This window comes from Nocardioides jensenii JCM 1364 = NBRC 14755 (assembly GCF_001552535.1).
Taxonomy (GTDB): domain Bacteria; phylum Actinomycetota; class Actinomycetes; order Propionibacteriales; family Nocardioidaceae; genus Nocardioides; species Nocardioides jensenii.
The window spans coordinates 40,913-51,818 of sequence record NZ_BCRJ01000070.1; the positions used below are offsets into that span (position 1 = coordinate 40,913).

General features: G+C 70.3%; 9 protein-coding genes. 6 read left to right on the forward strand and 3 right to left on the reverse strand.

The genetic code is table 11. The features are described 5' to 3' along the window. The first annotated feature begins 21 nt into the window (after nucleotides 1-21). Nucleotides 22-837 carry a hypothetical protein gene (locus tag NJ4_RS26235; RefSeq protein WP_174524609.1) on the forward strand — a complete coding sequence of 272 codons (816 nt, stop codon included), beginning with the start codon at nucleotides 22-24 and terminating at the stop codon, nucleotides 835-837. Between the two features lie 74 nt (nucleotides 838-911). Beyond that, the gene (locus NJ4_RS15410; protein WP_067437019.1) at nucleotides 912-1,493 is read left to right on the forward strand and encodes a TIGR03086 family metal-binding protein; all 582 of its coding nucleotides are present in this window, start codon (nucleotides 912-914) and stop codon (nucleotides 1,491-1,493) included. Between the two features lie 42 nt (nucleotides 1,494-1,535). Here NJ4_RS15410 and NJ4_RS15415 read toward each other — a convergent pair whose 3' ends face one another. After that, nucleotides 1,536-2,072 carry a hypothetical protein gene (locus NJ4_RS15415; protein ID WP_067437022.1) on the reverse strand — a complete coding sequence of 179 codons (537 nt, stop codon included), beginning with the start codon at nucleotides 2,070-2,072 and terminating at the stop codon, nucleotides 1,536-1,538. After that, complete coding sequence (gene pdxY, locus NJ4_RS15420; RefSeq protein WP_067437025.1) at nucleotides 2,069-2,920, reverse strand: pyridoxal kinase PdxY; 852 nt, start codon at nucleotides 2,918-2,920, stop codon at nucleotides 2,069-2,071. The genes NJ4_RS15415 and pdxY overlap by 4 nt, the downstream gene beginning before the upstream one ends. 146 nt (nucleotides 2,921-3,066) lie before the next feature. Here pdxY and NJ4_RS15425 point away from each other — a divergent pair, with 146 nt between their 5' ends. Together NJ4_RS15425 and NJ4_RS15430 are read left to right on the forward strand one after the other, a co-directional pair. Then, nucleotides 3,067-4,704, forward strand: a complete 1,638-nt coding sequence (locus NJ4_RS15425; protein WP_067437028.1) for a GMC family oxidoreductase — start codon at nucleotides 3,067-3,069, stop codon at nucleotides 4,702-4,704. 2 nt (nucleotides 4,705-4,706) lie between these two features. After that, on the forward strand, nucleotides 4,707-6,266 hold the full coding sequence (locus NJ4_RS15430; protein WP_067437031.1) for a succinic semialdehyde dehydrogenase: 1,560 nt from the start codon (nucleotides 4,707-4,709) through the stop codon (nucleotides 6,264-6,266). Nucleotides 6,267-6,336: 70 nt separating this feature from the next. Here the strand turns inward: NJ4_RS15430 and NJ4_RS15435 are convergent, their stop codons facing one another. After that, on the reverse strand, nucleotides 6,337-7,116 hold the full coding sequence (locus NJ4_RS15435) for a dioxygenase family protein (RefSeq protein WP_067437034.1): 780 nt from the start codon (nucleotides 7,114-7,116) through the stop codon (nucleotides 6,337-6,339). A 148-nt stretch (nucleotides 7,117-7,264) separates the two neighbouring features. Here NJ4_RS15435 and NJ4_RS15440 point away from each other — a divergent pair, with 148 nt between their 5' ends. Then, nucleotides 7,265-7,969 carry a uracil-DNA glycosylase gene (locus NJ4_RS15440; RefSeq protein WP_067437037.1) on the forward strand — a complete coding sequence of 235 codons (705 nt, stop codon included), beginning with the start codon at nucleotides 7,265-7,267 and terminating at the stop codon, nucleotides 7,967-7,969. A gap of 96 nt (nucleotides 7,970-8,065) precedes the next feature. Next, nucleotides 8,066-10,906: ATP-binding protein (locus tag NJ4_RS15445; protein WP_407668067.1), on the forward strand; the 2,841-nt coding region annotated here is incomplete at its 3' end.

Below are 10,906 nucleotides of genomic sequence, written 5' to 3' on the forward strand. Positions count from 1 at the left end.
TCGGCGTCCTACCATGGCCCCATGACCCCGATCCGCGAGAAGATCGTCAACAATGCCGCGCCCTACCTGCGCCCCGGCGAGCAGGTGCAGGGCGCGTTCTGCGGGCAGAGCATCAGTGGCTGGTGGTTCCTGCTGACCTATCTGATGATCTTCTGGCTGCGGTATCGGGTCGTCATCGTCACCGACCAGCGGATCCTCGTGCTCAACACCGGCGTGTGGTCGGCCACCAAGCCGAAGGGCGTCGTCGCCGAGCTGCCGCGCAACATCATCATCGGCCCGGCCGCTGGCCTGTGGTGGAAGTGCGAGACGCTCGGCGAGAAGCTGTTCGTGCACAAGCGGTTCCACAAGGACGTGCTCGCCGCGGACACCCTGCTCGCCCAGTCGGGGATGGCGCCCGTGCGCATCCCGCTCGGCGGTCATCAGCCCCAGCAGGGCCAGCAGAGCCAGCAGCAGTTCGCGGTGCCGCCCCAGCAGTACGGCGGCCAGCAGTGGCAGCAACAGGGCCAGCAGTCCGGCCAGCAGTACGCAGCGCCCGGGCAGAGCTACGGCGAGCAGCAGTGGCAGCAGCCGGCTCCCCAGAACCAGCAGTACGCCGACCCGGGGCAGCAGCCGGGCGGCCAGCAGTACGCCGACCAGCAGTGGCAGCAGCCGGCTCCCCAGCAGTGGCAGCCACCGATCGAGGGCCAGCAGTGGCAGCCCGGCCAGCAGCCGGGGCAGCCAGCTCAGCACCCGGGCCAGCCCGGGCAGCAAGCTCAGCCCAAGCCGTGGCAGCAGGTGAACTTCCCCGACGAGGAGAACTTCACCCGGGTCCGGCCGAGGCCCGAGCCGGAGGACTAGGCGCGACCCGGGGAGGGCCGATGAGTTCCGGAGTCGTTGCCGGTCTGACCTGACACCACCCCTCAGGAGGACTCATGCACGATCTCGGAACCGCCACCCGCGCCATGGCCGAGGTCATCACGGGCATTCGTGACGACCAGCTCGGCGCACCGACCCCCTGCCCGGCGTACACGCTCGGCGACCTGCTGGAACACGTCGACGGGCTCACCTTGGCCTTCGCGATGGCCGCCCGCAAGGAGCTGCCGGCAAGCGACGGGCCCCCGCCGCCCGGCGACGCGACGCGGTTGGCCGGCGGGTGGCGCACTCGCATCCCGGAACAGCTCGACGCCCTGGCTCGGGCCTGGCGGGCACCCGACGCGTGGACCGGTGACACCGCCGCAGGCGGCGTGCCGATGGACGGCGCGACCTGTGCCCTGGTGGCCACCAACGAGGTGGTCGTGCACGGCTGGGACCTGGCCGTGGCCACCGGGCAGCGGCTCGTCGTTGACGCGGAGACGGTTGCCCCCGCGCTCGCCTTCGTCGGCTTCTTCTCCGGCCCCGGAACCGAGGAGATGCGCGGCGACGCGTTCGGACCCGAGGTCGCGCCGCCGTCGGATGCCAGTGAGCTGGAACGATTGGTGGCGCTCAGCGGGCGGAACCCGCGCTGGCAGCCCTGACGGGCGGACGGCGTACGACCGGGCGGCAGCCCTGAGGACAGGTCAGCCCAGGGCGTCGAGCACGTCCTGCGACTGGCGTTCGGCGGCCTCGGCCAGCTCTGCGGTCGGCTGGTCGGTGCCGTCGTAGGACGCGGCGTCCTTCGTCGTCCTCGAGGTGGTGCGCAGCAGGTCGGTGAAGGCAGTGACGAACGCGTCGCCGTCGAGCTCCTCGAGCCCGTGGATGTCGGCTTCGGTCGGCGCTCCCTCGAGCTCGGGTGCGTCGGCCTCGATGCCGTGGTCGATCCCGTGGTCGCGCACGGTCACCGGGATCTCCTCGCCCGACTCCTCCAGCAGGTCGGCGGCGGTCTCGATGCGTGCCCCGGCGTCGGCGCGCGCCGTGTCGACGGTCGCGGAGAGGGGGCCGGGGAGCGGCTTGCCGAGGGAGACGTCGAGCAGGTTCAGCAGGGCCGCGTCACGGTGCATCAGCTCGGTCACGAAGGCGGCGTCGTCGACCGGTTCAGGTTCGGTGTCGGAGGACGAACAGGCGCCGAGGGCGAGGAGCACCAAGCCGGCGACCAGCGCCCCGAGTGCGCGGCTCAACGGACCCGGATGACGTCGAAGCGTGACTCGGCCTGCGCGATCGAGTCCTGCCCGGCCACGATCTGCAGCTCGCGCTCACCCGAGTCGATGGTCGCCTGCAGTACGCCGAGCACCGACGTCGCGGTCGTGCCCAGGGCGTACGCCGGGTCGCCGGTGCTGCGCAGGTGCGCGGTGAACAGTGCGGCAGTGAGGTCGCCGGAGCCGTTGGCCTTCAGCGGGAGCCGCGGGGTCTGCACCAGCCACGCGCCGTCCTCGGTGGCGGCGAGCATCTCGATGGTGTCCTCGGGTGCGTCCGGCTGCTCGACGCTGGTGACCAGCACGGTCGAGGGGCCCATCGCGCGGGCGAGGTCGACCGAGGCCAACGTCTCCTCGAGGGAACGTGGCGAGGTGTCGGTGAGGAAGCCCAGCTCGAACTGGTTCGGCGTGATCAGGTCGGCGGCGGGCACGACCCGGTCGCGCAGCAATGGGGGGATCGCCGGGTTGACGAAGCAGCCGCTCTTCGCGTTGCCCATCACCGGGTCGCAGGCATAGATCGCGGCCGGGTTCGCCTTCTTCACCCGAGCCACGGCGTCCAGGATCACGTCGCCGATCTCCTCGCCGCCCTGGTAGCCCGAGAGCACCACGTCGACCTGGTCGAGCACCCCGCGCTCCTCGATGCCGGTGATCACCTCGCCTACGTCCTCGGCGGCGAGCATCGGTCCGCGCCAGGCGCCGTACCCGGTGTGGTTGGAGAAGTGCACCGTGAACACCGGCCAGACCTCGTGGCCCAGGCGCTGGAGCGGGAAGACGGCGGCGGAGTTGCCGACGTGGCCGTAGGCGACCGAGGACTGGATGGAGAGGATGTTCACCCCGGCATTCTCCCACCCACCCGGATCCCGGAATCGGCGGCCGGCCAGGGTCGGCGTACTCAAGGTACGGAAAGCCCTTCCGGGCGAAACTAGAACTTGTTACAGTCGGCTGTCGGGCGAGATCGAACACATGAGGGTGGACAACGATGGCCAAGCCGATCACAGTCAACGAAGCCGAGTACGTCGTGGTCGGTGCGGGCAGCGCCGGGTGCGCGGTGGCCGGCCGGCTCGCGGACGCCGGGCACAGTGTCGTGCTCCTGGAGGCCGGCGGCTCAGACACGTCGATGATGTTCAAGAAGCCCGGCATGATCACGATGATCCACGCCGAGCCGAAGCTGAAGGCGAAGTTCGACTGGGGCTACTACAACGCCCCGCAGCCGCACCTGAACAACCGCACGATCCCGGCCACCCGCGGCAAGCTGATGGGCGGCTCGAGCTCGGTCAACGGGATGATCTTCGTGCGCGGCAACCGCGCCGACTTCGACTCCTGGGCCGACGAGGGGAACAAGGGCTGGTCGTACGACGACGTGCTCGAGACCTACAAGAAGCTGGAGGACTGGGAGGGCGGCGCCGACGACTACCGCGGCGCCGGCGGGCCGGTCCGGGTGATCGAGAACCATGACATCACCGATGCCGCGAAGACGTTCGTGCAGGCCGGCGAGGCCGCCCTCGGCGTGGCCAGCACTCCCGACTACAACGGGGCCGAGCAGTCGGGCATGCACGTGATCCAGGAGTCGACCCGCGACGGCGTCCGGTTCTCCGCGTCGCGCGCCTACATCACCAGCAACACCTCGCCGGGCCTCTCGGTGCAGACCGGGGTGACGGTTGCCCGGGTGGTCATCGAGGCCGGTCGGGCGATCGGGGTCGAGGTGATCGAGGGCCACACCCGGGGGACGGCGACCCGGCGCACGGTCCGGGCCACGAAGGAGGTCATCGTCAGCGCCGGCGCGTTCGGCTCGCCGCAGATCCTCCAGCTCTCCGGCATCGGCCCGGCCGCGCACCTCGCCGGCCTCGGCATCCAGGTGCACGCCGACCTCCCCGTGGGCGACAACCTGCACGACCACCTCTTCGTGCCGACCACCTGGCATGTCACCAACTCGCCGCACAAGGGCAACGCCTTCTACTTCGGCAAGGGCATCGTCAAGGACAGGCTCAAGCCCGGCAGGACGTTCATGGCCCACTCGGTCTTCGAGTCCGGTGCGTTCGTGAGCACCTCGCTGGCCGAGGGTGGCCCCGACATGCAGCTGCTGGCGCTGCCGTGGTCCTACCCCGCGCCCAACCAGGACGCGCCGGTGCGGATGAAGCCCGACCAGCGCACCTCGTGGAGTGTCTTCTCCACACTGATCCAGCCCAAGTCGCGCGGCACGGTGCGCCTGGCCAGCACCGACCCGCTGGCGGCACCGATCATCGACCCGCAGTTCCTGGCCGAGCCCGACGACCTCAAGGTGCTGGTCGAGGGGCTGGGGATGATCCGCGAGATCATGGGCCACGGCTCGATCGCCTCCACGGTGAAGGGCGAGTACGAGCCCGGGCCGGCGTACGACGGGCAGCGGCTGGTCGACGAGGTGTTGAACCGGGCCACGACCGTCTATCACCCGGTCGGCTCGTGCCGGATGGGTGTCGACGACCGGGCCGTGGTCGACCCCGAGCTGAAGGTCGTCGGCATCGACGGACTGCGCGTTGCCGACGCCTCGATCATGCCGACCATCATCCGTGGCAACACGAACGCACCGTCGATCATGATCGGTGAGAAGGCCGCCGAACTCATCCTCCAGGGAGCCTGACCATGTCGCTTGCCCGCCCGGCGTCCATCACCGACGCGTTCCTGAACGAGCTCGTCGCGCGCGTGCCCTCGACCTCCGGCGGGTCGTGGAAGCTGACCGAGGTCTACTCCGGCGAGGTGCTGGTCGAGCTGCCGCAGTCCACGCCGGCCGACATCGCGGCGGCCTTCGAGGCCTCCCGCAGGGCCCAGGTCGAGTGGTCGCAGTGGCCGCTGAAGAAGCGGCTGCGCGTCTTCCGCAGGTTCCACTCACTCGTGCTCTCGCGCAACGAGGCCATCGTCGACCTGATCCAGGTCGAGAGCGGCAAGGCCCGCCGGATGGCCTTCGAGGAGACCCTCGACATCCCGATGGTGGCCGGCTACTACCTCAAGCGCGCCGCGAAGCTGTTGGCGCCGAAGAAGCACGCGGGCCCGGTGCCGGTCGTGTCGTCCTCCCTCGAGGTGCGCCAGCCCAAGGGCGTTGTCGGCATCATCGCGCCGTGGAACTTCCCGTTCGCCACCGGCATCTCCGACGCCATCCCGGCGCTGATCGCCGGCAACGGCGTGGTGGTCAAGCCCGACAACAAGACCGCGCTCTCGCCGCTGTACGGCGTGCAGCTGCTCGAGGAGGCCGGGCTGCCGCGCGGTCTCTTCCAGGTGGTGTGCGGTGAAGGTCCCGACGTCGGGCCGACGCTGATCGACAACGCCAACTACGTGATGTTCACCGGCTCCACGGCCACCGGCCGCACGATCGGCGAGCGGGCCGGCCGCAACCTGATCGGCTGCTGCCTCGAGCTCGGTGGCAAGAACCCGATGATCGTGCTGCCCGACGCCAACCTCGACGATGTGGTCAAGGGTGCACTGTTCGGTGCATTCGGAAACACCGGCCAGATCTGCATGCACATCGAGCGGATGTATGTGCACGACTCGATCTATGACGACTTCCGGGCCCGGTTCGTGGCCGCCACGGAGAAGCTGCGGGTGCGGGCGTCGTACGACTTCGAGGCGGAGGTGGGCTCGCTGGTCTCGGTGGACCACAAGAACCGGGTCGCCTCCCACGTGGAGGACGCGGTCGCCAAGGGCGCTGTCGTGCTGACCGGTGGGCGCGAGCTGCCGGAGGTGGGGCCGGCGTTCTACGCACCGACGATCCTCGAGGGCGTCACCAAGGACATGCTGGCCGGGGTCGGGGAGACCTTCGGCCCGGTCGTGGCGCTGCACCGCTACACCTCGGAGAACGAGGCGGTCGCGCTGGCCAACGACACCGACTACGGCCTGAACGCGTCGGTGTGGGGCGGTGATCTCGACCACGCGATCAGTGTCGGTCGCCGGATCCACTCCGGCAACGTCAACATCAACGACATCCTCGCGACGGCGTACGCCTCGAAGGGCACGCCCTCAGGCGGCGTCAAGCAGTCGGGCGTCGGTGCCCGTCACGGCGACCAGGGGCTGCTGAAGTACACCGACGTGCAGAACGTCGGCATCCTGCGCAAGCAGGTGATGGGCGCGCCCGAGGGCATCCCGTTCGAGAAGAACGTCGAGCAGCAGATCAAGGGCCTGGCCATCATGCGCAGGCTCGGCATCCGCTAGCCACGAGTGGTGCGTTCTGGTGCCGCGAGTTGTTGGTTTTCGCCCGTCGAGTTGTTGGTTCTCGCGCCGGTCAGGCCATCTCGAACGAGCGCTTCGACAAGCCCATCCAGTAGCCGTCGATCTTCTTGTCCCGCGGGTCGTCGGCCCTGCGGCTGGCGCCCAGCGAGATGAACAGCGGGATGTAGTGCTCGACGGTCGGGTGCGCGTAGGGCATGCCCGGCGCCTTCGACTTGTACGCCGCCAGCTCGTCGATGTCGCCACGTGAGAGGGCCTCGGCCGCCCAGAGGTCGAAGTCCTTGGACCATCCGGGTGCGGCGGCCTCGATCGACCAGTCCTTGAGGAACGGCAGGCCGTGGGTCAGGAAGCCGGATCCGATGATCATCACGCCCTCGTCCCTCAGCGGGCGCAGGCGCTCGCCGAGCTTGATCAGCTTGTAGGGGTCCTCGGTGGGCAGTGACATCTGCAGGACCGGGATGTCGGCGTCGGGGTACATGATCTTCAGTGGCACCCAGGCCCCGTGGTCGAGTCCGCGGCTGCGGTGCTGGTGCACCGGCTCGCCGTCCGGCATCATCGCGGCGACCCGCTGGGCGAGCGCGCTGGCATCCGGCGTCTGGTAGGTCATTTGGTAGTACTTCGGCGCGAATCCGCCGAAGTCGTAGACCAACGGCACGTTGGAGGCGCTCAGGCTGACCGGCGCGGACTCCCAGTGCGCGCTGACGATCAGGATCGCCTTGGGTCGTGGCAGCTCCTTCGCCCAGGCCGCGAGCTGGCCCGACCAGACGGGGTCGTCCAGGAGTGGGGGAGCGCCGTGCCCGATGTAGAGAGCCGGCATCGTCGTCGTGGTGTCCATGTCTCCTACAATAGTTTAACCTTCAACTTTATTCCACCCTTTCTTGGATACTCCCTGACGTTCGGACCCCCCGGGAGGGTCCGAACGTCAGGGAGTATCGCGCCTCTGGGGTCCGAACGTCAGGGAGTATCTCGGTAGGGTCGCGAGCATGAGTGCGCTGCAGGGACTGGTCGAGAAGGGGCTCGTGGCCGAGGACTGGGCCACGGCACTCTCCCCGGTCGATGACCAGATCGGCGCGATGGGGAGGTTTCTGCGCGAGGAGCTGGCCGCCGGTCGCCCCTACCTGCCGCACGGCGACCACGTGCTCCGCGCGTTCCAGCGCCCGCTCGCCGACGTACGCGTGCTGATCGTCGGCCAGGACCCCTATCCCACGCCGGGTCACCCGATCGGGCTGAGCTTCGCGGTCGCTCCCGACGTACGGCCGATCCCGCGCAGCCTGGCCAACATCTACCAGGAGCTGCAGACCGACCTGGGCCACGAGCCCGCCGCGCACGGCGACCTCACCGCGTGGTCCGACCAGGGCGTCATGCTGCTGAACCGAGTGCTGACCGTGCGCCCCGGGGAGGCCGCGTCGCACCGCGGGCGCGGGTGGGAGGCGGTCACCGAGTGCGCGATCCAGGCGGTGGTACGCCGGGGAGGGCCGCTGGCCGCGATCCTCTGGGGCCGTGACGCGCAGTCGCTGAAGCCCATGCTCGGTGCCGTCCCGTGGGTGGAGTCGGCGCACCCTTCACCCTTGTCGGCACGGCGCGGCTTCTTCGGATCCCGGCCGTTCAGCCGGGTCAACCGGATGCTCGAGGAGCAAGGTGGCCGGGCGGTGGACTGGAGGTTGCCGCAGGCCGCTGCGGCGATGTGACTCGTTCGTAACGTCCAACCCGTGGCAGCCTGCGGACGTGCACACTGTGCGCCACCGTCACCAGGGAGGTCTGCGTTGCTGACTCGAATCGCTGTCGTGAACCGTGGAGAGGCCGCGATCCGGCTGATCCGTGCCGTGCGAGACCTCAACGCCGAGGGCGGTGGCCAGCTCACCACGATCGCTCTGTTCACCGACGACGAACGGTCGGCGATGTTCGCCCGCGAGGCCGACGAGGCCTACGGCATCGGTCCCGCCTCCGCGCGCCCCTACCTCGACCACGCGGTCCTCGAGCGCGCCCTGGTCGAGACCCGCGCCGACGCGGTCTGGGTCGGCTGGGGCTTCGTCGCCGAGGACCCGGCCTTCGCCGACCTCTGCGACCGATTGGGCGTCACGTTCATCGGCCCCTCCGGTGAGTCCATGCGCAAGCTCGGCGACAAGATCGGCTCGAAGCTGATCGCCGAGGAGGTCGGGGTGCCCGTCGCCCCCTGGAGCCGTGGTGGCGTCGACACGCTCGAGGAGGCGCTGGCCTCCGCCGAGGAGGTCGGCTACCCCCTGATGCTCAAGGCCACTGCGGGCGGCGGCGGCCGCGGCATCCGCAAGGTTGAGAACGCCGCGGACCTCGAGGACGCCTACCAGCGCACCCGCGACGAGGCCGAGCGCGCGTTCGGCAGCGGCGTGGTCTTCCTCGAGCGGCTCGTCACCGGCGCGCGTCACGTCGAGGTGCAGCTGATCGCCGACGGGCAGGGTACGGCGTGGGCGCTCGGCGTACGCGACTGCTCGGTGCAGCGACGCAACCAGAAGGTGATCGAGGAGTCGGCCTCCCCGCTCCTCGACGAGGCCCAGGTCGCCGAGGTCAAGGAGTCGGCCGAACGCCTGGCACTCGCGGTCGACTACCGCGGCGCCGGCACCGTCGAGTTCCTCTACCACCCCGAGACGCGCACGTTCGCGTTCCTCGAGGTGAACACCCGGCTGCAGGTGGAGCACCCGATCACCGAGGTCACCACGGACGTCGACCTGGTCAAGGCCCAGCTCCTCGTCGCGGCCGGAGGCCGCCTGGAGGGCGAGCGCCCGGCCGAGGTCGGCCACGCCGTCGAGGCCCGGCTCAACGCCGAGGACCCCGACCGCGACTTTGCGCCCTCACCCGGACGCATCGCCCTGCTGGAGCTGCCCGCCGGTCCCGGAATCCGGGTCGACTCGGGCGTCGCGGAGGGCGACACGATCCCCGCCGACTTCGACTCGATGATCGCCAAGGTGATCGCCTACGGCCGCACCCGTGCCGAGGCACTCGCCCGGCTGCGCCGCGCCATGGCCGACACCACCGTCGTGATCGAGGGCGGCGCGACCAACAAGAGCTTCATCCTCGACCTGCTCGACCAGCCCGAGGTCGTCGACGGCAATGCAGTCGTCGACGGCAGCGCTGTCGGCTGGGCCGACACCGGGTGGATCGACCGGGTCCGCGCCGAGGGCCGGCTGGTCGCCCACCGGCACTCCGGGGTGGCCCTGGTGGCTGCGGCGATCGAGGCCTACGAGGACGAGGAGGCCGTCGAGATCGCCCGCCTCCTCGAGACCGCTCGCGGCGGTCGACCCCAGGTGCAGCACACCGTGGGACGGCCGGTCGAGCTCAAGCTGCGCGGCACCGTCTATCGAGTCACGGTGGTGCAGACCGGTCCCGAGACCTATCGGGTCACCGTGGCCCTCGGGGACCAGTCCGAGACGTTGACGGCCTCCCTCGACCGGCTCGACGAGTTCCACGCCCGGCTCACGATCGAGGACCAGCGGTTCCGGCTGGTCAGCGCCACCCACGGGCCGATGCACCTCGTGGAGGTCGACGGTGTCGCCCATCGGGTCAGCCGTGACGAGGGTGGCGTCGTACGCTCCCCGGCGCCGGCGCTGGTCGTGGCCACGCCCGTGCGCGCGGGCGACGTGGTCGAGGCGGGCGCGCCCGTGCTGGTGCTCGAGTCGATGAAGATGGAGACCGTCCTCCACGCCCCCGTGGCCGGGACCGTGAAGGAGCTGTTGGTCACCACCGGATCGCAGGTCGAGACCGGCGCCCCGCTGCTCCGGCTCGAGCCCGACGCGGACGCCGACGCGACGCCGGCCACCGCAGCCGTGGGTGAGGCCCCGGGTCTCGACCTGCCGGTCAGCCGCGGCGAGGTGAGTCTCGAGGAGCGGGTACGCCGGGGGCGCGCGGACCTCAGCGCGATCCTGATGGGCTTCGACCTCGACCAGAGGGCCGACCGCGGCGTGCTCGAGGACTACCTGAGCGCACGTGAGGCATTTCGTGCCGAGGGTGGAGACGTGCTGACCGACGAGCTCGCCCTGCTCGCCATGTTCGCCGACTTCGCCGAGCTCAGCCGCAACCGGCCGGCGGGGGAGCAGCTGCACACCGAGCTGCGGGTGCACAGCTCGCGCGAGCACTTCCACACCTACCTGCAGAGTCTCGACGTGGAGCGCGGCGGTCTGCCCGACGAGTTCCGGCAGCGTCTGGCCCGGGTGCTGGCCCACTACGGGGTGACCGATCTCGACCGGACGCCGCAGCTGGACGAGGCGGTCTTCCGGGTCTTCCTCTCCCAGCAGCGGTTCGCCACCGACCTCGCGCTGGCCACGTCGCTGCTCGAGCGCTGGATGGCCGAGCCGCCGCCGGCCGCCGAGATCGGTGCCGGCGTGCGCGAGCTCCTCGACCGTCTCGTCCGCGCCACCCAGCTCCGGTTCCCCGTCGTCGGTGACCTGGCCCGCAGCGTGCGGTTCCGCTGGTTCGACCAGCCTGCCGTCGACGCCGAGCGCGCCGGCGTACTGGCCGCGGGGCGCAACGAGGCCGCGGCCCTGGCCGAGAACCCCGACCTCCCCGATCGCAATGCCCGCCTCGACGCCCTGGCCGACATCCCCGAGCAGATCGTCGGGTTCCTCGCGGAGCGGCTCGAGAACGGCATCCCTGCT

Coding starts and splice junctions, on each gene's coding strand:
- NJ4_RS15430 (WP_067437031.1), top strand. CDS start 4,707: ATGTCGCTTGCCCGCCCGGCGTCCATCACCGACGCGTTCCTGAACGAG.
- NJ4_RS15435 (WP_067437034.1), bottom strand. CDS start 7,116: ATGGACACCACGACGACGATGCCGGCTCTCTACATCGGGCACGGCGCT.
- NJ4_RS26235 (WP_174524609.1), top strand. CDS start 22: ATGACCCCGATCCGCGAGAAGATCGTCAACAATGCCGCGCCCTACCTG.
- NJ4_RS15410 (WP_067437019.1), top strand. CDS start 912: ATGCACGATCTCGGAACCGCCACCCGCGCCATGGCCGAGGTCATCACG.
- NJ4_RS15425 (WP_067437028.1), top strand. CDS start 3,067: ATGGCCAAGCCGATCACAGTCAACGAAGCCGAGTACGTCGTGGTCGGT.
- NJ4_RS15440 (WP_067437037.1), top strand. CDS start 7,265: ATGAGTGCGCTGCAGGGACTGGTCGAGAAGGGGCTCGTGGCCGAGGAC.